This window comes from Rossellomorea sp. GAMAL-10_SWC, assembly GCF_049568075.1.
In the GTDB taxonomy this organism is placed as follows: domain Bacteria; phylum Bacillota; class Bacilli; order Bacillales; family Bacillaceae_G; genus Gottfriedia.
The window spans coordinates 4,950,051-4,971,518 of sequence record NZ_CP144911.1 but is presented as its reverse complement, the minus strand read 5'-3'; the positions used below and the strand labels follow the sequence as shown (position 1 = coordinate 4,971,518).

At 34.5% G+C, this 21,468-nt stretch carries 21 protein-coding genes and 1 pseudogene; 5 read left to right on the top strand and 17 right to left on the bottom strand.

Translation table 11 applies throughout. From position 1 onward, the window contains the following. Positions 1 to 218: 218 nt before the first annotated feature. Positions 219 to 1,217 (bottom strand): spore coat putative kinase YutH, encoded by a 999-nt coding sequence (gene yutH, locus V5E38_RS23985; RefSeq protein WP_499213639.1) that lies wholly within the window; start codon positions 1,215 to 1,217, stop codon positions 219 to 221. A 597-nt stretch (positions 1,218 to 1,814) separates the two neighbouring features. On the opposite strand from yutH, the gene V5E38_RS23980 reads away from it, so the two are divergent. Beyond that, on the top strand, positions 1,815 to 2,336 hold the full coding sequence (locus V5E38_RS23980; protein WP_499211705.1) for a phosphatidylglycerophosphatase A family protein: 522 nt from the start codon (positions 1,815 to 1,817) through the stop codon (positions 2,334 to 2,336). Between the two features lie 116 nt (positions 2,337 to 2,452). Here V5E38_RS23980 and V5E38_RS23975 read toward each other — a convergent pair whose 3' ends face one another. Then, entirely contained in the window at positions 2,453 to 3,223 is a 771-nt protein-coding gene (locus V5E38_RS23975; protein ID WP_097976360.1) for a 5' nucleotidase NucF, read from the bottom strand. A gap of 264 nt (positions 3,224 to 3,487) precedes the next feature. Beyond that, a complete protein-coding gene (locus V5E38_RS23970; RefSeq protein ID WP_097976358.1) occupies positions 3,488 to 3,937 on the bottom strand; it encodes a DUF86 domain-containing protein in 450 nt (149 codons plus the stop codon). 252 nt (positions 3,938 to 4,189) lie between these two features. Between V5E38_RS23970 and glpX the strand changes: the two are divergent. Together glpX and V5E38_RS23960 are read left to right on the top strand one after the other, a co-directional pair. Continuing rightward, a pseudogene (glpX, locus tag V5E38_RS23965) lies at positions 4,190 to 4,368 on the top strand (fructose-bisphosphatase class II); the annotation flags it as partial. Between the two features lie 15 nt (positions 4,369 to 4,383). Continuing rightward, positions 4,384 to 4,653, top strand: a complete 270-nt coding sequence (locus V5E38_RS23960; protein ID WP_025672291.1) for a DUF3055 domain-containing protein — start codon at positions 4,384 to 4,386, stop codon at positions 4,651 to 4,653. 325 nt (positions 4,654 to 4,978) lie between these two features. Here V5E38_RS23960 and V5E38_RS23955 read toward each other — a convergent pair whose 3' ends face one another. Continuing rightward, positions 4,979 to 5,254, bottom strand: coding sequence for a YutD family protein (locus V5E38_RS23955; RefSeq protein ID WP_056468720.1), 276 nt, complete (start codon positions 5,252 to 5,254; stop codon positions 4,979 to 4,981). Positions 5,255 to 5,345: 91 nt separating this feature from the next. On the opposite strand from V5E38_RS23955, the gene V5E38_RS23950 reads away from it, so the two are divergent. After that, the gene (locus V5E38_RS23950) at positions 5,346 to 5,957 is read left to right on the top strand and encodes a YhcN/YlaJ family sporulation lipoprotein (protein WP_499211704.1); all 612 of its coding nucleotides are present in this window, start codon (positions 5,346 to 5,348) and stop codon (positions 5,955 to 5,957) included. A 99-nt stretch (positions 5,958 to 6,056) separates the two neighbouring features. Here the strand turns inward: V5E38_RS23950 and lipA are convergent, their stop codons facing one another. After that, complete coding sequence (gene lipA / locus V5E38_RS23945; RefSeq protein ID WP_056468726.1) at positions 6,057 to 6,941, bottom strand: lipoyl synthase; 885 nt, start codon at positions 6,939 to 6,941, stop codon at positions 6,057 to 6,059. Between the two features lie 186 nt (positions 6,942 to 7,127). Between lipA and V5E38_RS23940 the strand changes: the two genes are divergently transcribed. Then, entirely contained in the window at positions 7,128 to 8,117 is a 990-nt protein-coding gene (locus tag V5E38_RS23940) for a M23 family metallopeptidase (RefSeq protein WP_499213638.1), read from the top strand. Between the two features lie 81 nt (positions 8,118 to 8,198). On the opposite strand, the gene yunB is transcribed toward V5E38_RS23940, so the two are convergent. From yunB to sufB, 12 genes are all read right to left on the bottom strand, one after another. After that, a complete protein-coding gene (gene yunB, locus V5E38_RS23935; protein ID WP_499211703.1) occupies positions 8,199 to 9,023 on the bottom strand; it encodes a sporulation protein YunB in 825 nt (274 codons plus the stop codon). A 113-nt stretch (positions 9,024 to 9,136) separates the two neighbouring features. Further along, positions 9,137 to 10,240, bottom strand: coding sequence for an HD-GYP domain-containing protein (locus tag V5E38_RS23930; RefSeq protein ID WP_499211702.1), 1,104 nt, complete (start codon positions 10,238 to 10,240; stop codon positions 9,137 to 9,139). A 126-nt stretch (positions 10,241 to 10,366) separates the two neighbouring features. Then, positions 10,367 to 10,669, bottom strand: a complete 303-nt coding sequence (locus V5E38_RS23925) for a YunC family protein (RefSeq protein WP_069034827.1) — start codon at positions 10,667 to 10,669, stop codon at positions 10,367 to 10,369. A gap of 72 nt (positions 10,670 to 10,741) precedes the next feature. Then, complete coding sequence (locus V5E38_RS23920; RefSeq protein ID WP_499211701.1) at positions 10,742 to 12,145, bottom strand: bifunctional metallophosphatase/5'-nucleotidase; 1,404 nt, start codon at positions 12,143 to 12,145, stop codon at positions 10,742 to 10,744. Between the two features lie 17 nt (positions 12,146 to 12,162). After that, the gene (locus V5E38_RS23915; protein ID WP_499213637.1) at positions 12,163 to 12,984 is read right to left on the bottom strand and encodes a sulfite exporter TauE/SafE family protein; all 822 of its coding nucleotides are present in this window, start codon (positions 12,982 to 12,984) and stop codon (positions 12,163 to 12,165) included. A 139-nt stretch (positions 12,985 to 13,123) separates the two neighbouring features. Then, on the bottom strand, positions 13,124 to 13,645 hold the full coding sequence (locus tag V5E38_RS23910) for a DinB family protein (protein WP_499211700.1): 522 nt from the start codon (positions 13,643 to 13,645) through the stop codon (positions 13,124 to 13,126). A gap of 209 nt (positions 13,646 to 13,854) precedes the next feature. Continuing rightward, positions 13,855 to 15,144 (bottom strand): histidinol dehydrogenase family protein, encoded by a 1,290-nt coding sequence (hisD, locus tag V5E38_RS23905; protein ID WP_499211699.1) that lies wholly within the window; start codon positions 15,142 to 15,144, stop codon positions 13,855 to 13,857. A 247-nt stretch (positions 15,145 to 15,391) separates the two neighbouring features. Then, positions 15,392 to 16,399, bottom strand: a complete 1,008-nt coding sequence (locus tag V5E38_RS23900) for a LacI family DNA-binding transcriptional regulator (RefSeq protein ID WP_499211698.1) — start codon at positions 16,397 to 16,399, stop codon at positions 15,392 to 15,394. A 32-nt stretch (positions 16,400 to 16,431) separates the two neighbouring features. Continuing rightward, on the bottom strand, positions 16,432 to 17,394 hold the full coding sequence (locus V5E38_RS23895; protein ID WP_499211697.1) for a 3-hydroxyacyl-CoA dehydrogenase family protein: 963 nt from the start codon (positions 17,392 to 17,394) through the stop codon (positions 16,432 to 16,434). Between the two features lie 22 nt (positions 17,395 to 17,416). Beyond that, a complete protein-coding gene (locus V5E38_RS23890; protein WP_499211696.1) occupies positions 17,417 to 18,178 on the bottom strand; it encodes an SDR family NAD(P)-dependent oxidoreductase in 762 nt (253 codons plus the stop codon). Between the two features lie 53 nt (positions 18,179 to 18,231). After that, a complete protein-coding gene (locus tag V5E38_RS23885) occupies positions 18,232 to 19,674 on the bottom strand; it encodes a GntP family permease (RefSeq protein ID WP_499211695.1) in 1,443 nt (480 codons plus the stop codon). Between the two features lie 379 nt (positions 19,675 to 20,053). Continuing rightward, positions 20,054 to 21,451, bottom strand: coding sequence for a Fe-S cluster assembly protein SufB (gene sufB / locus V5E38_RS23880; protein WP_097976327.1), 1,398 nt, complete (start codon positions 21,449 to 21,451; stop codon positions 20,054 to 20,056). Positions 21,452 to 21,468 lie beyond the last annotated feature (17 nt).

The following is a 21,468-nucleotide window of genomic DNA, read 5'->3' as shown; positions in this document are numbered from 1 at the left end:
CAATATTAAAAGAGAGGGTATAAAGCCCTCTCTTCAGTATGTAGACAAATTTCTAAAAACTTGATTTTCAGACTGATTGCAAGCGCTTGTCTTTCGAGGCGCAAGCCTGGTGAGGAGCGGAGTTACCTTTGACGGTAATGAGCACCGCAGACAGGCGAAGCAACGAAGAAAGCGAGCGTTTGTCAACAGTCTGAAGAGAGGGTATAAAACCCTCTCTTTTATTTTAGCCATTTAATTTCACGAATCCCTAACTTAGCAGTTGGTAGTCCGATCAAATCATAAAATCCACCTAGAAAAGATTCAAACTCATTAGTGTTTTCAAGATAATTAACTAACTTACGCTCATACCTTTTCCGATCCGCATCGCTCCTTGCCAAATAATATCCTTCAATTGTTTCAAAATAGTGTACGGGAAAAAGAAGTCTTGCAAATAACAAACGCCACGCAAAAGTAGATAATGGACTTTTCTTTTCATAACCATAAAAAAATGAGAGGATTTTCTTTTGATAATTATCAGGATTCTCTAAATACTCATCCCTAACCCATTCAGCAAGATCTCTGCTTGGATGATCGTAAATCCATTCAATCGGTACTTTCGCAAAATGAATTTCTTTTTGTCTTCTTTCAGTCATTTTTTGATGACAAATTGTTGCTGCATCAACGACTTGAGGAATATCATCTAGTTCAGTATCTACAACATATTGAATCGCATTTTCAGTCATTCCGAGATAATAAGGAAAAGATTCAATAAATATTTGTTCGAAAAAATTTTCGGGATGACTATTCACTTTACTTTGCCAAAATCTTTCTAATTGCTCTAACCGTTTTTCCCATAAATTCTTCCATTTCCCAATCCTATTTAATCTTTTCAATTCATCTGAATATTTTTTCCCTCTTAAATGAAAAATTGCAAGTTCTTCACCGTTATTATTACTGCGTTCATTTTGTCTGTTACTCTTAAATAAGGAATAATTATTTCCATCAATCTTACTCACATAGTACCCTTGAACATTTTGAACAAAGGTTGCGACCGATTGATCTCCGGTTGAACTCATAAAATCACTTAAACTCTTCATTTCCTGCAAATCATCTTCTTTTAAATTTCCAATGGGTGCAAGAAAATACACCCTATTCCGCTGCCAAAACATGTAATATGACTGTACTTGAAGTAATTCAGCTGGTTGAATTTGATAATGAGTAAACATGTCTTGAATGATGTTTTGGTTGCGAATAAACATCATCACTCACATCCTTCTTATACCTACTTAATTAATATATATGTCACAAATCTAAAAACCTGTACCCTACTTTTTCACTTTCTATATATAAACCCGAATGGCCATACACAAAAAGGGAGAAAATGACGTAGTATATATGAAATGTGGAGGCGGGTTGGTCAGCCCCGACAAGCATAAGACAAAGGCCAAGAAAAGTTGCTTTTTACTTTTATTGGACTTTGGCTTATGACCTCGAGGGGCTACCCGCCGGAACTAGACATCACGAAAATGTGGAGGCGGGTTGGTCAGCCCCGACAAGCATAAGACAAAGGCCAAGCACTCGGGTACTATACAAAAATATGTAGTTAAATGGTTCAAGGGTAAGGCATTAAGTATTAAATTATATGTATTAACAATTTTTTTACTATGGTTTAACTTTTTTTATAAAGGGGAATTTTGTTCGATATCGAATCATATATAATTAATCCTCTTATTTCTTAAAAAGAATTTATAATAAAGGTTTTAATTATTTTATGAAATCTCCATTTTAGTTATTTTTATAGTAATTAAATCAATCGATAAGGAAAAGGTGATGAAATGGACTATTTAAATCACGATTTAGAAAAGACTGCATTATCGCTATTAGAAAAAAGAGGTGTTACGCTCGATGACATTGCTGATTTAGTTTACTTTTTACAGAAAAAATATCATGAAAATTTATCTTTGGATGAGTGTAAACACAATGTACAGAGAGTCTTGACAAAGCGTGAGATACAAAACGCCATCATTACTGGTATTGAATTAGATATTTTGGCAGAGCAAGATAAATTACAGGAGCCATTGTTGGCTATTATCAAAAAAGATGAAGGCCTTTATGGAATTGATGAAATAATTGCCTTATCGATCGTAAATGTATATGGTTCAATTGGATTCACGAATTACGGTTACATCGATAAATTAAAACCTGGAATTTTAGAAAAATTAAATGATAAATCTACAGGCTTAGTAAATACATTTCTAGATGATATTGTTGGAGCGATTGCAGCTGCTGCATCTAGCCGACTTGCTCATCGTGCCGCACATAAAAAGGCTGATCAAATTAAAGCTGAAGATGAATAAAAAAGAGTGGTCTCATAAGTCAATCAACATTTGAGACTACTTTTTCATTTGAAATAACACAAAAACCCCACAAGTAAATTAATTACTAGTGGGGTTTTTTAAGTTTAGATGTTTTCTTAGATATATTTTATCCATTCTTCTAATGAGTCAACTGAATAAGTTGGCTGCGTTTCGTAATTTGACAACATATCCCTTGTCGTTACACCAGTATGAACAATCAATGTGTCAACACCAGTATTAATCCCAGCCATAATGTCTGTATCATAATAATCACCAATCATTAATGTATCCTCTTTTGCAACACCAAGAACTTTTAATGCTTGTTCCATAATAATTGATTCAGGTTTTCCAATAAAAATTGGTTTTACTGTAGTAGATACAGCAATAACAGATGTTAGTGAACCATTTCCAGGTAATAAGCCTCTTTCAGTCGGAATCGCTATGTCACCATTAGTAGATATAAATGTCGCGCCATTTCTTACGGCTATACAAGCCTTTGCTAATTTCTCGTAATTAATACTACGGTCTAAGCCACTAATTACAAAATCAGGATTTTCATCTGTAATTGTTAAGCCAACTTCCTCTAAGGCATATTGTAAGCCCTCTTCACCGATCATATAAACAGTAGCATCTGCCTTTTGTTCTTTTATGTAATTTGCTGTGGCATTACTTGTTGTAAAGACCTGTTCTTTTGTAGTTGGAATATTAAAGGAATTAAGTTTATCAGCAACTTGTTCTGGTCTACGTGTAGAGTTATTCGTTACAAAAAGATAAGGGATATTTTTTTCCTTCAAAGCCTTTATAAAAAGACTAGCTTCCTCAATTTGCTCCTCGCCACGGTACATCGTTCCATCTAGATCGATTAAGTATCCTTTATATTTTTTCATATTGCCACTCCTTACTAGTCAGGCTGTTCACTTCGCAAAAAAACGAACAGTCTAATATTCAAAGTTTTTTTATAGAGAAATAATTCGAAAATTATTTCAGTGTATAGACAAAATACTAAAATTTGATTTTCAGACTGATTGAAAACGCTTGTCTTTCGAGGCGCGAAGGCAGGTGAGGAGCGGAGTTACCTTTGACGGTAATGAGCACCGCAGACAGACGAAGCAACGAAGAAAGCGAGCGTTTGGCGGGCAGTCTGAAATAGATTATTTTTCCTCATCACTACTAAAAGCATTAATTACTCCTAGTTCCTTATCAAGAAAAGCTTGAACCGCAACCGGGAATTCCTTATATGCTTCTATATTTTCGCTTAATGTCGTCACTATTTTTTCTGTAATTGAAGATGTGTAATCTTGTAATAAATGTTTTCGAATTGGAATTAATTTTTTTATCGATTCTCCAGTTGATGCAGTAATAACTTTTTCATCCATTAGAATATCAACAATGTCATCATAACTTCCAGGGTCCCTCATTATAAAGCCATCAATCATTGTATTTCCAATATCTAACATACTGTCAATCAAAAGATGTGTCATTCTTTCCAAAGCTAATTCTTCTATTTTATTTTTTGGATGGCTGTTTGACTCATAAAATTCAAGCATTGAATTCAAAATTTCAATTCGATCTAATATGTTTTGACGATTTACAAAGTACATATGTACACTTCCTTCTCAATTCTATCTTCTACATTTTATGGACTTATATTTATTTTATAGCTAAATTCGAAAAAAATCGACAAATGAAAGCGTTTCTTACCGATTTTTGTTATATTATATAGGTGAATATTTTTCTGGGGGTTGGACTTTTGGAGCGTGAACTAGCACTTAGATTGTAATAGTTACTGAAGCAACTGCCCTTACCTCTGCTTATTGGATGGGATGCGGTAAGAAAAATGAAGCTAAAACCAAAGACAATTATTAACATTAAATGATTTAGTAATAGGTGACGATGCAATTTTTGCTACTACAGGCGTTACTTTTTTAGGTGGAGACTTAGTCGAAACTCATTTAAATGTAACGAGATTACTGTGTGACATATTAAAGCACATCACCATTTAAGATATAAGCCAAATCTTATTTTAGTATAATGGAGGAATTAAAAAATGTCAGAACGTTTTTTCTTATATGATGACACTATTCAAGCAAAGACTCGTTTTGTAAGCTTTATGGGAGAAGAGCAAAGACATGATCTTGCTTTAGTATATTCTGATCGTCATTACGGCAAAGTTATGATTATGGATATGCAAAGTAATCGATTTGCAATTATTGGTTCAGATGATTTAAAAGAAGAAGGTTACTTAGAATTTGCTTTCGGAATTTCTGAGGAAAAGGCAGCTGAATTATTAGATTTTCTTAGTGAAATTATTTTCTAATTTTTCAAACCTGTGGATAAATAATTTGTTTTTACTAAATAATCTGAAAAATAGTGGATAACTAAAAAGTTGTCCACTATTTTTGTGATTAAGTCTTCAGTTATTCACATTTTTGTTGAAAGATTCCAACTTATCCACAAGGTTTTTATTCTTTCAAAAAATCAAAAAATATTTTATCCACAAAATTTGTTTATGTAATTTACCTAAAATAAAAAATGATGGGTTTTCCCATCATTTCAGTGTATAAACAAAGTTCTTTAAACTTGAATTTCAGACTGATTGCAAGCGTTTGACAACAGTCTGAAAAGATGGGTTTCCCCATCATTTAATTTTTTACTTTCTTAACCACAAAATATTTACATCCAAAATTACAATATTCATAAATATATTCACGTAATGTACTTATTTTTGAATCATATGGAACATTTTTTTGAGAATCATCAAAAAATCCTCTAAGTCTTAGTTGCTCATAGCCCCAATCCCCAACAATGTAATCATACTTTGAAAGGATCTCTGCATATCTCGCTTTAAAAGCTTCTTCATTGAATCCTTCACGGTAATCTTCAACAACTTCATAGCAAATATTCTGTATGCAAACCAATTTGTATTCTCCTTCCTTTTACTCCCATAAATATGTAACTAATATTTTGGCATACTAATTTTACAATGATTATTAAAAGGTGGTATTTAATATGCGGAAATATTTAGTTTGTTTATTAACCTTATTTTTATTAACAGGATGTTCATTCGGTCCAAGTCATTCCAGACAATTCGATTATGAGGACGTAACATATAAAAATGAACATCGAACAAATCCAACACCTAAACAATTAAATACAAAGCCGATGGATTTAGGCGATGTAAATGCTAAAATGTCAAATAACTCTTACAAAGATTATGGCTTTTCTAGACTACAAAAGCAAGATGTTTTAGGTAAAGATGGTGATTATACTTTAACGATCGATAAACAAGAAGTGTCAAAATTCATTTCTTATTTAGTTGTAAAGCTTCCTGATATAGACGATGCAGCTACACTAGTTACAGACCAAGAAGTATTGATTGCTTATCGATCAGATGGTGATAAAAAACTAGCTAGAAAGCAAGTTGAAAAAACTGCTCAATCAGCGCTTCCTAGTTATTATCATATCTTTACTTCAAATTCGATACAAAATATTAATAATATTGAGGACCTAAATAAATATGGTCAGCTTAATGATGGCCAATTAGAGCAACAAATAAAAGATTTAGCTTCAGGTTTTGATGTGGATAAACAAAGCATGCATTTTGATCAAATTTCAAAATAATAATCAAAATAAAAGCACTAGCATGAGCTAGTGCTTTTACAATTTCCAAATAATTTGATTTTCAGTCTGAAAGCATAAGCTTAAGCTAGTGCTTTTTTATTATGCTTGTTTAGCAGCTTCTACTTGTTCGTCAGCATGGTATGATGAACGAACTAGTGGACCAGCCTCACAGTGTGAGAATCCTTTTCCTAAAGCAACTTCTTTTAGAGCTGCAAACTCGTCAGGAGTATAGTATTTTTTTACAGATAAATGAGTTTTCGTTGGTTGTAAATATTGACCTAATGTAATGATATTTACACCTGCAGCACGTAAATCATCCATTGCTTCGTAAATTTGCTCATTTGTTTCACCTAAACCAAGCATGATGCTTGATTTTGTAGGGATGCTAGGGTTAATTTCTTTTGCTCTACGTAAAAATTCAAGTGATCTTTCATACGTAGCTCTTGCACGAACACGTGGAGTTAACTCTCTAACTGTTTCAATATTATGGTTCATAATATCTGGTTTTGCATCCATTAACATTTTAAGGTTTTCAAATTTCCCACCCATATCAGATGGTAAAACTTCAATTGTAGTAAATGGATTTGCTTTTCTAACTTCTCTAACAGTTTCTGCAAATACAGCTGCTCCACCGTCTCTTAAGTCATCACGAGCAACTGCTGTAATTACTACGTGTTTAAGGTTCATTTGTGTTACAGATTCAGCAACTCGAACTGGTTCTTGTAGATCAAGTTCAGTTGGTAAACCAGTTTTAACTGCACAAAAACGACATGCACGAGTACAAACCGCACCTAGGATCATAAATGTAGCTGTTTTTCTAACTGCCCAACATTCATGGATATTTGGACAACGAGCTTCTTCACAAACAGTGTGAAGATTTTTAGATCGCATCATTTTCTTTAATTCTGTGTAAGATTCATTTGTGTTTAATTTTATTTTTAGCCACTCGGGCTTTCTCAAATATTCTTCTTTTTTTGATGCCATTTGAAATTCCTCCAACGTTTATTCGTTTACGACATATTTCATTTTTTCTTCCAATAGTTTATATATTACTACATTTTTCGCGGATATGAAAAACTTTCGTTTGATTATTCCTATTATCCCTATAATTTCCATTTATGAAAGTCGCTCCTTTAACCAAACTATAGATGTAAATCAATTTAAAGGATGATGGTTTTGAAAAAAATAATTGTACTTTTTTGTATGGTGGTTATCTTCATAATGCCATCATTTACAAATGCAGAAGAAATTGATCAAGCTCAACTTAATAAAGAACGAATGGCCTTATATAAAAAAGGTGAAACACTAACCTTTATCCCTTGGTATTACTTTGCAGCTATAGATACTTATGAACGAAATGTACGTAGTGTTAGGAACGATATACCAAAACGCGAAAATGGGGTCCTTTCGATCTATATTAAACCAGAGGATTGGAGTGGCCTATCAAATCCCGTAAAGAAAGACACATACGCTCCTACTATCCATTTATTTAGCGGCATTGGTTTAGATGGAAATAATGACGGAAAAGCTTCATTAGAAGATGATGAGGATATTCTGTACACTTTCATTCATCGATTGCATTTCTATGGCCCAACCAGGCAATATATTCGAATGATGCTATGGGATTACTACCAAAGAGCAATAACTGTTGATATTATCGATGAATACGCTAGTTTGTATCAATATTACGGAAAATTAAATATAGAAGGCAATGCCTTCCCATTACCAATTCGCAGTACACATAGTTATCGTAGTACGTGGGGTGCACCTCGAAGCTTTGGCGGACGAAGAGTTCATGAAGGTACTGATATTTTTGCAAATTATGGTACTCCTGTAAGGTCTACATGCTATGGAGTTATTGAGACAAAGGGCTGGAATCGAATTGGAGGATGGAGAATCGGAATTCGAGACTTATATAATAATTATCATTACTACGCTCATCTAGGTGGCTTTAACAAAGACCTTCAAAGAGGGCAAGTAGTCGAGCCAGGAACACTGATTGGCTATGTTGGAAGTACTGGATATGGACCTCCAGGGACATCTGGAAAATTCCCTCCACATTTGCACTATGGTATTTACAAAGACAATGGTTATTCAGAGTGGTCATTTGATCCTTATCCAAAATTACGTCTTTGGGAGCGTCAGGATCGAAGCAAATAAAGAAGGTAATTTAAAACCATTAGTCAGAAAAAGCAGACTAACTTTTCCTAATGTACTAAGTTAGTCTGCTCTATTTTAAATTTATTTTTTTCCTTTGTTTTTGATGGAATTAGCCTGAGTATTTGGAGTAAATGGAATATAACTTGGAACTTCCCCATCGATAATTTCAGTAGCAATTGGGACTTCTACTTTCACCTTTGTTGATTTTGTACTAAACGGGATAATTACATTCATATTTACTTCTACATTCATAATAATTTCGACTACAGAATTATCAAATCCAAATGGCTTAACTTCTTGTTTAACATTAGCCACTGCATCACCGACTACAGAAAAGCGAACTGGTATAGTAGGTCCAAGTTTACCTAAAAGTACTGTATTTGTAACGACCCCAATCGGTACTTTTAAATAAAGCCCCTCATTATCCGCCTTCATTTTCTTCATTTCTGCTTTTGATAAAGATAAAAATGATAAATCCCCATTTTCAACTCTACGTATATTCTCTTCAACATGCGAAGTAGTAGAACCAATTATTTTATTGATCAAATATGTATTCGTACTTATTATCGTCTTACCATTCTCATCAACATCCCGAATGATAATATCCTGCCCTTGCAGTTCCTTAGATGCCGATTCATACGCTTCATTGATCACTAATGAAGCAATTCGTTTTGTTTGTTTCTCAGAATATTTTAAGATCGTTGGGGTGAAAATTTTATCAATTTCCCAAAAAGCATATAACGAAAAAAATAATAGAACAATACAACTAACTACATATTTATTTGGAAATATATTACGAATTGTTTGGGTTATTTGAGCTGAATTAGTTTTAAATCCGCCAAAAGATTTTCTTTTTGAAACAAAAAATTTATTTTTTGGAACACGTCTGTACTTAAACCTCTTCATCGGATCCATGCCCCCTTTCTAATGGGTATGCATGTCAATGCCTGTTCATTCTTAATGGATTTGTACAAAAACAATAAAAAAGATGCTCCAGTCATTTCTCTGAAACATCCCATTTAATAATAAATGCTTTTTATTGTTTGGTCACATTCGATAATCTCTAATTTTAACTCATTATAGAGATTCACTTCATAAGGAATACTTAACTTTCTTCCGTTTTCTTCAATTATCAGCACAACTGGTCGATCTGTAGAAGCATCATTTTGACTAAAAACAATTCCTTGTCTACCATCACTCAATTTTACGTGTAACCCCGTTGGATAAACGGTTAGTAGATCACTAAATATGCTGATTAATTTAGCATCATAAAATTTATCACTTGCATTAATTAATAATGTTAATCCTTCATGCGGGAGCATTGCTTTTCGATATACTCGATTTGAAGTAACAGCATCAAAAAAGTCGGCAATCCCAATGATCTTTGAGAACAGATGCATTTCCTCACAAACTAAACCTTTTGGATAGCCGCTCCCATTGATCCTTTCATGATGCTGTAAGGCACAGTCCGCAACAATTGGATGAATAGAAGATACTTGTCGTAGCATATCGTATCCAGCAATTGTATGTTGTTTCATGAACGCATATTCATCTTCAGTTAAACGGTCCCGTTTATTTAAAATCTTTTTTGGTATAGCCATCTTCCCGACATCATGTAAAAGTGCACCTAATCCAAGTAAATTAAGCTCGATTTTACTTAAATCTAATACGGTTCCAATTCCTAAAGAATACATAGCTACATGTAGAGAATGGGTAAAGAGATACTCATCATATAGGAATACGTCAACCAATAAAGATAAAGCATCCTTCTGTTGCCATAATTCGTTTTGCAGTGATTTTATAATTTCTTTAAGCCTCAATGAGTTTTTTTCTAAAGATAGCCCCCTTAAATAAACATCTTCGCTAATTAATTTAACAAAAGTATCTTCTATTTTTTGTGTGATATCAGTGCGAAGTTCGTCTGAAATAATTGTCTTACCATTTAAATGTTCTGATGATTGAGCATGTACTAAAACAAATTGAATAGCTAATTTATGTATTTGATTAATCATCTCTTCTGTTAAAGGAATATTTGCATTCACGATCATTTTTCCATGTTCATTATAAACCGACTTTCTTAAGATCGTACCTGGAACAAGTGTGGATGCTTCAACAACTCTCATTGTTTTCTCCTTGAACAATTTTTTATTAAATATATGGCTCTTCATAACAGTTAATACGCTGTAAAAATCAATTTTTTTGTACTTCGTTTACACAAGAAGCCACTAAAAAAAATTTAGTGGCTTTTTTTATATCATCTTTAATAATGCGTCCCTTCCAATCATTCCTTTTTGAATACCTAACTTTTCTGCTTCAACAGTAATGGATTCTAAAGGCGCATTTAATAATTCTTCTATTGTTTTCACACCAACTGCTCGGCCTGCGATAATTTGACGATCGCGCAATCTTTCATTTAATAAAGCTACATCTAATGCTCCGCACATAATATATCCGTTATCATTCATAACGACCAATAATGTAGTTTTTGGAAGTAAAACCGTAACAGCATTAAATGTATGATTATCTATTTTAATTGGGCTTAAATTGATCAAGTTCAACGCTCCTTTCTCATTCTAAAATATGAGAAAAAAACAAAAGTGTAACCTGTCTAATCTTGATAAATTTTAAACATCTTTTAAAGCCGAAAATAACACATCACGAATAAATTCAGGCATAAAAAATCTTTTATGACTAGCATCTCGAATTGCAGGAATTAAATGACCGAATGTAAATAAATCCAAAGTACCGATCGCATACATTCGATTTAAATCTAACATCTCACCATTAATAAATAGATCCTCTTTTTTCAAATTCCTTTTCTTATCTTTATTAACAAAAGTAATTCCATCGTAAACCATTTTCCCAATTACTTTCCCTCTAAATCCAAAACCTTTCATCTTTAAATGAGTCAGCTCTTTATCTTCACAACGATTTAAAACATTTAATAATTCCTTACCAGACAATTTAACGACACAAGGATTAATAGGATGCGGGCAAATCCGGTGAATGTCACCCTTAGTAACAAGGCCATTATTTAAACCTTCAAGTAAAATACCGGAATTTAGTATACTGATATCTGATTTAGTCCATTGGCGAAGTGCATTTGCTAATAATTTCAGCAATGGACTATCTTTAAACCAATTTACACCCATGTTACTCGGTAGTTGTGTCACTGGTTCATTTAAAATTTCTTTACTTAATCTCATTAAATTAGCCAACATCATTTTCGTCATTTCATCTTGGTAAGATGTTGGGACTGTATGTACTTCAGTAACTGAAGCTTCAGTATTGATAATACTTTTCGTCTCTTTATTTACAGTGATTAAAACCTCTCCTAAATAGTTACCGTGTTTACCTGTTCCACATAGTAGAGTTTCACCAGCATACTCTCCATTTGGAAATAAATGATGAGTATGTGCGCCTAAGATAATATCGACTCCTGAATATTGTTCAGCAATTCTCTGATCGTCTCTCATACCTAAATGAGAAAGTATAATGACAATGTCTGATTGCTCTTTGACAATTGGCAATATGCTATTTAAAATTTTAAACGGATCTTTTATACTCCATCCTAATGTTTCATAAAACACAGGATAAGCGACTGTTAAACCAATTACTCCTAGCTTTACTCCATTTTTTTCATATATTTCAAAAGGCTTGCTGAAACTCTCGGTACCTTCATCTGAAATGTTTAAATTACCAACTAATACATCAAACTTTGCATCTTCATAGAGGTTTAACAACTCACCTTTTGATAAGGTAATTCCTTCATTATTTCCTATTGTAATTGCATCATACTTTGCATCATTTAAAAGCTCCACATTGCCTTTTCCTAGAGTGGCTTCTGAAATTGGATGAAATCGATCAACGAAATCCCCAATATCAAATGTAAGTGTCGCCTCACTTTTTCCTTTAGCTAACTCTCTTTTAGACTTCAACAAACCGACAATTGTTGGCCACGTTTCAAAGTGGCTATGAATGTCATTTGTATGGAACAACCGAATATTTAACGTTTGATTTGTTTCCATTGTTCCACCATCCTTTTTTAAAGATTTTCTATAATTAATTTTATGCCATAAAATAACACAACTAACCTTAAAATTAATGCGATTGTTTCAGTTTTTAATTTTTGATTAATATATGCTCCAATTTTCCCACCAAACCATGCACCAGGAATAAGTAGAAGAATGTAATAGAAATTTACTTCTCCTAATGTTATGTATGAAATTGAGCTTCCAAGAGTCGTAAACATAACGACAAACATTGAAGTCGCAACAGCTAACTGAGGTGGAAAACCAAATAAAAACGCCATCATTGGTACTAACAATATTCCTCCACCAATTCCAAATAATCCTGAGATAATCCCGATACAAATAGACAAAGAAATCGCCAATGGAAGACTATAGCTATATGTATATGCCTCGCCTTCATCATTTGTATATGTTCGTATAATCCCTTTATGTACTTCCTTTGATTTTCTATTTAATTTTGAAGAAACAAATAGAAAGACTGATATACAGATTAAAAATATACCAAAAAATAAAGTAAAGCGCTCTGTATTTAAAAGCGAATTGATGTATGTACCTAGTAAGCTACCAGGAACACTACCTATTAAAAATAAAATACCACTCTTATAATCGATTCGTTTTTGCTTATGATATGAAAGGGTGGATGAAAGAGATGAAAACACAATTGTAATCAGTGAAGTTCCCACTGCAACATGAATAGGTACAGTCGAAAATGCGGATAAAAAGTGATCAATATTAAGCAGCATTGGAACAATAATAATTCCTCCGCCTAAACCAATCAATGATCCGACTGTTCCTGCAGCAAGTCCAATACTGATGAGTATAAGAATTTGTAGAATGATATCCAACCTATATTTCTCTCCTTTTTACATACACTAAAAATATATTTTCTCTTTAATTTAACTAACAGTTTAACATAACATAAAAAAACTCGGAATTCCCCGAGTATAAATAATACCTTTTTATAAACACTTGCTATTATTTTAATATACTTAAATTTGCTATCCAAGGACCTACGTCAGTTTTGTATCTTTTTGCCATCACTCTTGTAATTTGAGTTATATGGGTTAGATCATGTACGACGAAAGTGGATAATAATTCTCTTAATTTAACGGAGCCAAAGTCAGGATGAATCCCTTCTAATTCCAGATGGTTATTAGGGTCCACTAATAATTGTAGTTTATTAATATTTTCCATTCTTAAATTCTTGAATTCAAGTAATCTTTCTTCTATTGATTTTTCATGTTTTTCATTTAAATGCGAAAAACGATCGAATGGCGGAAAATGGTTACTTCCTTCTTTGTTAAGAATGCAGTTCAACCTTGGAATCCAATTTGTTTTTTCACACTCAATTAGATGGTCGATTACTTCAGAGGCATTCCAAGTTCCTTCCCCTTCATTGCACTGTAACCAAGATTCTGATAAACCCGATAGAAGGAACTCTAATGATTTGGGTGTTCTTTCTAAAACTTCAATCGCTTCTTTAAGGTTAAAATTCATAAAAACCCTCCCACTTATATATAAATTCCTCATACATCTCTTACCTTTCAAGTTAAATTTTACCACAAATAGAACTATCTTATTTTATAAAAACCTTTATTTTTCTGAACAATTAAGTGGGTGTAAAGTAGAAGGAGTTTTACTAAAGATTCACATAAAAACCATTCCTCACTATTACTGAGGAATGGTTTTTTGTAACGCTCATTAACTCATTGTTTTACCGCGACTTTGCTGTAGCGACGAACGCGCAAGTTAGCTTGTTCTGCGTGGCCAGCAAAGTTTTCAAGATTACATAGACGTGAGCAATATTCACCAATCATGGCAGTTGCTTCAGGTGCAACTTTTTGGTATGTACAAGTTTTAATAAACTTACCAACCCATAGTCCTCCAGTGTAACGTGCTGCGCCCTTTGTTGGAAGTGTATGGTTTGTACCTATTACTTTATCACCGTATGCAACATTTGTTTCTTTTCCAAGGAATAAAGCACCAAAGTTAGTTAGATTTTGACGGAAGTATTCAGGATCTTCGGTTAGAATTTCAACATGCTCGTAAGCTAGTTTATCTCCTTCAACAACTGCTTCTTCTAAACTATCAACTAAAATAATAATTCCATTATCCTCCCATGCAATACGTGCAATTTCACCAGTAGGAAGTAATTTTAATTGACGCTCTATTTCTACTAAAGTTTCTTGTGCTAGTTTTTCAGAAGTAGTAATTAAAGCACAAGGTGAAGTAGGTCCGTGCTCTGCTTGTCCTAAAAGGTCTGTTGCAATCATTTCTGCATCAGCCGTTTTATCGGCAATAACAAGTGTTTCTGTTGGCCCTGCTAAAAGGTCAATTCCTACTCGACCAAATAATTGTCGTTTTGCTTCGGCAACAAATGCATTTCCTGGTCCTACTAACATATCAACCGGTGCAATCGACTCTGTTCCAATCGCCATAGCAGCCATTGCTTGAACGCCACCGAGTAAGTAAATTTCATCTGCTCCAGCTAATGCCATTGCTGTAATTGTATGTGCAGGAATCTCTCCATTGATTGGAGGGGTACATGCGATTACTCGTTTAACACCTGCAACCTTTGCAGTTAATACGCTCATATGTGCTGATGCAAGCATTGGATAAAGTCCTCCAGGAATATAGCAACCTACACTATTAACCGGAATATTTTTATGACCTAAAATAACCCCTGGCAATGTTTCTACTTCAAGGTCTAATAATGTTGATTTTTGTGCTACCGCAAATCGGCGAATATTTGCTTGTGCAAATTTAATATCTTCAATATCACGCTCAGGAACACTTGCGATGATTTCATCAATTTGCTCTTGTGTTAAGCGGAAACTTTCTGGAGACCATTTATCAAATTTTGCGGAAAGTTCACGTACTGCCTCATCTCCACGTTTTTCAACATCTTCGAGAATCTTTTGCACAGTTTCACGTACTTGTGCTTCTGCTTGTGCAATTTCTGCTTTACTTTTACCGCTTTTTAAAATTTTTGCCATGATGGCGCCTCCCCGTATTCTTATTTTGAATACGTATGCAAATATAAATAAAAAAATATATGAGTATTTAAGAATGAAAGTTTTGCATAGGTATTCATTACTCTTTAATGTTAAAATTCTTAAACTCTATTGTCAAGCGCTTTCAAAATAAAAATTCAAAAAAATTAAAATACTTGTTAAAGAATGATATTGCGTAAGAAAAAATAAACGGGTGCCACTCATGATAGCCCCGTCATTTTTCGTTTTATTATTTTGTACGATCACAAACCGTACTTCTTTCGACTAACATACCTTGAATGGATTTATTCTGTGGCTTACTATTGGATTCCTTCTGATCGATATCATTTAGCAAAAGATTAATCGTTGCTTCAATCATTTCATTTACAGGTTGCTTCCATGTAGTTAGAGAATAAGCTGTCCATTCTGCTAGACTAATATCATCAAACCCAACAATTGAAACATCTTCTGGAATGCGCACGCCTAATTTCTTTGCAGCATCAATTACCCCAAGTGCCATAATATCATTTGCACAAAAAATCGCGTCTGGGGGATGATTACTACCTAGAAGTCGTAATGCAGCTCCGTTTGCTCCTTCATAAGTGTAATCTCCATCATCCGTAATAAGATTATAGCCACTTTCCACCAAGGCATTACGAAAGCCTTTTTCTCGGTCCTTACTCGTGGACGTATTTTGTGTCCCCGAAATAAATGCAAACTTACGGTGTCCTTTTTCAATCAAGTATCTACCAATCTGGTAACCACCGTCCACATTATCACAAGAAACCGCATGAAATAAAGAATCCTGATTATAACGGTTGAACATTACAATTGGAATCTGATTTTCTTTTAAATATGATGCAACAGCTGAAGGTAAACTCGCATCTGTGACAATAGCACCATCCACATTGTATTCTAAAAACCGATTGACCTCATCACTGCTTAACTTTTCATTCTCAGCATTTACAAATAAAACATGATAGCCTTTTTTACTTAATTCTTTTGAAAACTTACTAAGAACATCAGGATAAAACGGGTTTCTTATATCGCCCATTACAATCCCAATTATATTGCTTTTTCTTGTGATTAAACTCCTTGCTAAAGCATTCGGTCGATAGCCCAATTCACTTGCAGCTTGGAGCACCTTTTTCCTTGTTTCTTCAGATACGCTTGCTCCCGGTGTAAATACTCGAGACACAGTTGACTGCGACATACCTAGAGATTTAGCCACATCTGAAGCGGTAATATTTTTTTGCACGAAAATTTTCCTCCATGCAGATTTTTTTTTGATTATATCACAGGATCTTTCTTATGGTCTAGATTGTCCTGCTTTAGCCATCTAATCAATTCTTTTTCACGTGCTTCATTCATATCTTTAGAGAATTCAGCCGACCATTGGTAAAACCCACCGCCATTTTTTTGACCGTATTTTCCTTCATCAACCAAACTTCTCATAACCGATAGAGAAGCTGGTTCTACTGATAAATCTTTAAATAGATAGCTTGAAATATCGTCAAATACATCCAAGCCTCCCATATCAGCACTCATAAATGGACCTGTTACAGGAAGACGGCGCCCGATACTATAACGTACAGCTGTATCAATATCTTCAATAGTAGCTACACCTTGTTCAAGTATGTATTGTGCTTCGCGGAATAAAGCATATTGGAGACGGTTCCCAATCGAACCAAGAATCTCTTTTTGAACGACTATTGGTTTTTTATTCATAGACTCCAACAAAGTTAAGGCCCTATTTACTGTATCATCCGAAGTGTATTTTCCTTTAACGATTTCCACAAGCGGGATGAGATGGCCTGGATTCCAAAAATGAGTCACAACCGTACGCTCTGGGTATTTTGTATTTATAGCAATTTCTGATGGACTTAATCCCGAAGTATTACTTGCAAGAATTGTATTGGGACTACAAAGTTGATCGAGTTTGTGAAACCATTCTTGTTTCAACGACAAGTTTTCCGGGATCGCCTCAATAATGAAAGTTGCTTCTATTAGACAATCTTCAAGGGCGTCAGTAAATGTAACACGTTGAAAAATCTGGTCAGATTCCTCTCCACTAATCACCTCATAACGTTCAAGTACTTGAAGCTTTTCAGATAATCCTTTCTTCCCACGTGCAATATCCTCGGAATTATTGCCCCATACCTTTACATGGTGTCCTGCAAGTCCGGCTGACAGTGCAACGGAATGTCCCATCGTTCCAGAACCAATTATCGATATTTTCTCATTGATATTCATAAAGTTCTTCACCCTCCTCTAATTAAATTGCAGTCCATCCACCGTCCACTTTTATGGTTTCTCCTGTAATAAAATTTGCGATGTCCGACGCAAGAAATAATACAGCTCCTGTTACATCAGCTGGACGAGCGAGTTGTCCAAGTGGAATTCTACTTAAGACATCTTCATAAAAATGGTGGTCGTCAAACATCTTTTTCGTCATTTCCGTTTCAACAAAAGTTGGTGCAACCGCATTCACTTTAATCTGATGTTCTGCCCACTCAACTGCAAGTGCTTTAGTTAACTGAACCGCTCCTCCTTTACTTGAACAATAAGCAGCTCGTTTAAAATAACCTACAAACGCCATTTGGGATACAATATTGATCACTTTTCCACTTCTTTGTGGAATCATATGTTTTCCTGCTCGTTGCGAACAAAAAAATAACCCTTTTAGATTCGTATCAATAATTTGATCCCAATCTTCTTCTGTCACCTCAAGGGCTGGCTTTGGAAAATTGACACCTGCGTTATTGATTAATATGTCGAGCCCACCCATTCTTTTAACAGCCTCGTCTACCATTGCAAATACACTATTCACATCTTGCATATCCGCAACAATATAAGAGCATTTGTTTTGAATCTCCTTTAGTCTCGCAACTGACTCTTCCAGAACCGTTTCCTGCCTACCTGTAATAATTACATGTGCCCCATGAATGGCAAAGGCTTTTGCAATATCAAATCCGAGCCCTTTACTTCCACCGGTGATTAACACATTTTTTCCATTAAGATCTGCAAAATATGCCATAACTTCCCCTCTTTTCTAAAAAAGCAGGACACTAATAGGCCTGCTTGAAACGATTAAATAAGTCCAGTAAGTTGGTAAACTCCAATAACAAAGAAAACTGCTAATGTTTTAAAAATCGTTACAGCAAAAATATCACGATAAGATTGTTTATGCGTTAAACCACAAACAGCAAGCAAGGTAATAACCGCACCATTATGTGGCAAGGAATCCATCCCACCAGATGCCATTGCAACAACCCTATGCATAACCTCAAGAGGAATACCATGTTCCACCGCTGCTTGGACATACTTTTCTCCCATTGCACTTAAAGCGATACCCATACCACCTGAAGAAGACCCTGTAATTCCAGCCAGAATATTAGTCGTTACCGCCCCGTTCATAAGTGGATTTGAAAATGTATGTGAAATACCATCGCGGACAACACCAAATCCAGGTAATGAAGAAATAACACCACCAAAGCCGTATTCAGAACCTGTATTCATCGCAGCTAACAGGGCACCTCCAATACTTGCATTAATTCCAGTTTTAAAGTCCAGATTCACTGCTTTAAAATTAAAAGCCAGTGTTGCTAAGATTCCAATGATTAGCGCAAGTTCAACAGACCAAATTCCCACAACATTAGCGATCTCAACTTTCCCAAAAGCGTCCAAACCAATTTTTGAAAAATCAAATCCGTCCGGATACCATTTTGGAATATTTACAGTAAAAAATTTATTCATCACTCCTACTAGAGTAAGAGGAACAAATGCCATGACTTGGCGTAGTTTACTAGCAGGCTCATCAATTGTTATTTGCTGAGTAGATAATTGAGTCGCTTCAGCAGCAGCTGCCATTTCTTCTTTCGCATTTCCATAGCCGAAATATCCCTCTCCAGCTTTTTTTGCTTTAATACGGCGTGATTCTAAGTAAAGCATGCCAAAACCAAGAACAAATAAGGCACCCAGAATCCCTAATATAGGCGCAGCATAAATATCTGTTTTGAAAAAAGTTGTTGGAATAACATTTTGAATTTGTGGTGACCCAGGAAGTGCATCCATTGTAAACGATAATGCACCTAATGCAATCGTTCCCGGAATTAGTCTTTTTGGAATATTCGATTCTTGAAACAACTTTGCAGCAAAAGGATATGCTGCAAACGCAACAACGAATAGACTCACGCCGCTATATGTTAAAATGGCGCATAAGAGTACAATTGCCAACATTGAGCGTTTTGCACCAACTAAATTAACAATCGTCTTTGCAATAGAATCCGCAAGACCAGACATTTCAACTAATTTTCCAAAAATAGCACCTAGCAAAAAGACTGGAAAATAGTTTTTTATAAAACCAACCATTTTTTCCATAAATATGTTAGAAAAGAAAGGCAATACATGCCCTGGATCTGTTAAAAAGACAGCAAAAAGTGCACATATCGGAGCAAACAAAATAACTGAAAATCCTCGATAAGCAATAAACATTAGCATACCTAGGGCTAATAAAATAATGATTAGTTCCATAAATAGCCTCCACCCGCGTTAATAGTTTTTTAGAATTGGAATACAAGTAATTTTATTTACCTTTCTAAATTTGAATACGTATGCAAATTACATTAAAAAAATTTCTTAATTTCTTTTTAATAATTGAATTGAAAGATAAACTATATTCCCTCACTGTCTGCAAACGTATTCATAATTATATATTCTGATAATTCTGCCATATTGTCAAGATGCCATTTAGTAAAAAATAAAAATAAGTTAGACTAAATCCTACTCTTTTAATCTTTAAGAAGACATTTCTATTTAAAATATTGAAGTAATAATAATAAAAATGAGTTTTAAATTTGAGTTATATTAAAAAGAGGCGAACTTCAAAAGTTCGCCTCCACTAAAAACTTTATTAACCAATTGAACCTTCCATCTCGAATTTAATCAGACGGTTCATTTCAACTGCGTATTCCATTGGTAATTCTTTTGTAAATGGCTCAATGAAGCCCATTACGATCATTTCTGTAGCTTCTTGCTCAGAAATACCACGGCTCATTAAGTAGAATAATTGCTCTTCAGATACTTTCGAAACTTTCGCTTCGTGCTCAAGAGAAATATTGTCGTTTAAGATTTCGTTGTATGGAATTGTATCAGAAGTTGATGCATTATCCATAATTAACGTATCACACTCGATATTTGAACGTGATCCAGCTGCTTTACGACCGAAGTGTACGATACCACGGTATGTTACTTTACCACCATGTTTAGAAATAGATTTCGAAACAATTGTAGAAGAAGTATTTGGAGCTAAGTGAATCATTTTAGCACCAGCATCTTGGTGTTGTCCTTTACCAGCAATTGCAATAGAAAGTGTAAGGCCACGAGCACCTTCACCTTTAAGGATAACTGCTGGGTATTTCATTGTTAATTTTGAACCAATGTTTCCATCGATCCATTCCATTGTTGCGTTCGCTTCACAAACAGCACGTTTCGTAACTAGGTTGAATACGTTATTCGCCCAGTTCTGAATTGTTGTATATCGGCAGTATGCATCCTTCTTAATGATGATTTCTACTACTGCAGAGTGAAGTGAGTTTGTTGTATACACAGGAGCTGTACATCCTTCAACGTAATGTACATGTGCACCTTCGTCAGCAATGATTAATGTACGTTCAAACTGACCCATATTTTCAGAGTTAATACGGAAATACGCTTGAAGTGGCGTATCAACTTTAACACCTTTAGGTACGTAGATGAATGATCCACCAGACCAAACAGCTGAGTTTAATGCAGCAAATTTGTTATCTGTTGGTGGAATTACTTTTCCAAAGTGCTCTTTGAAAATTTCTTCATGTTCACGTAAAGCTGTGTCTGTATCAGTAAATAAGATACCAAGATCAGTTAAGTCTTGTTTCATGCTGTGGTAAACTACCTCAGACTCATACTGTGCAGATACACCAGCTAAATACTTTTGTTCTGCTTCAGGAATACCTAATTTATCAAAAGTATTTTTGATTTCTTCAGGTACTTCATCCCAAGACTTTTCTGTTTTCTCTGATGGCTTTACATAGTAAGTAATTTCATCAAAGCGTAAATCTGCTAAGTCTCCACCCCATTGAGGCATTGGCATATCATAGAATAATTGTAAAGATTTTAAACGGAAATCTAACATCCATTGTGGTTCATTTTTCATACGTGAGATTTCTTCAACGATTTCTCTCGTTAAACCACGCTCTGAACGGAAGATCGATACGTCACGGTCATGAAAACCATATTTATAATCACTAATATCTGGCAAATTAGTAGACATTATTCATACTCCCTTCT

Excerpts from the sequence above, each read along its gene's own strand:
- V5E38_RS23980 (WP_499211705.1), top strand. The coding sequence starts at position 1,815 with ATGGACTATTTAAATCACGATTTAGAAAAGACTGCATTATCGCTATTA.
- V5E38_RS23975 (WP_097976360.1), bottom strand. The coding sequence starts at position 3,223 with ATGAAAAAATATAAAGGATACTTAATCGATCTAGATGGAACGATGTAC.
- V5E38_RS23970 (WP_097976358.1), bottom strand. The coding sequence starts at position 3,937 with ATGTACTTTGTAAATCGTCAAAACATATTAGATCGAATTGAAATTTTG.
- V5E38_RS23960 (WP_025672291.1), top strand. The coding sequence starts at position 4,384 with ATGTCAGAACGTTTTTTCTTATATGATGACACTATTCAAGCAAAGACT.
- V5E38_RS23950 (WP_499211704.1), top strand. The coding sequence starts at position 5,346 with ATGCGGAAATATTTAGTTTGTTTATTAACCTTATTTTTATTAACAGGA.
- lipA (WP_056468726.1), bottom strand. The coding sequence starts at position 6,941 with ATGGCATCAAAAAAAGAAGAATATTTGAGAAAGCCCGAGTGGCTAAAA.
- V5E38_RS23940 (WP_499213638.1), top strand. The coding sequence starts at position 7,128 with ATGGTTTTGAAAAAAATAATTGTACTTTTTTGTATGGTGGTTATCTTC.
- yunB (WP_499211703.1), bottom strand. The coding sequence starts at position 9,023 with ATGAAGAGGTTTAAGTACAGACGTGTTCCAAAAAATAAATTTTTTGTT.
- V5E38_RS23930 (WP_499211702.1), bottom strand. The coding sequence starts at position 10,240 with ATGAGAGTTGTTGAAGCATCCACACTTGTTCCAGGTACGATCTTAAGA.
- V5E38_RS23920 (WP_499211701.1), bottom strand. The coding sequence starts at position 12,145 with ATGGAAACAAATCAAACGTTAAATATTCGGTTGTTCCATACAAATGAC.
- V5E38_RS23910 (WP_499211700.1), bottom strand. The coding sequence starts at position 13,645 with ATGAATTTTAACCTTAAAGAAGCGATTGAAGTTTTAGAAAGAACACCC.
- hisD (WP_499211699.1), bottom strand. The coding sequence starts at position 15,144 with ATGGCAAAAATTTTAAAAAGCGGTAAAAGTAAAGCAGAAATTGCACAA.
- V5E38_RS23895 (WP_499211697.1), bottom strand. The coding sequence starts at position 17,394 with ATGAATATCAATGAGAAAATATCGATAATTGGTTCTGGAACGATGGGA.
- V5E38_RS23890 (WP_499211696.1), bottom strand. The coding sequence starts at position 18,178 with ATGGCATATTTTGCAGATCTTAATGGAAAAAATGTGTTAATCACCGGT.
- V5E38_RS23885 (WP_499211695.1), bottom strand. The coding sequence starts at position 19,674 with ATGGAACTAATCATTATTTTATTAGCCCTAGGTATGCTAATGTTTATT.
- sufB (WP_097976327.1), bottom strand. The coding sequence starts at position 21,451 with ATGTCTACTAATTTGCCAGATATTAGTGATTATAAATATGGTTTTCAT.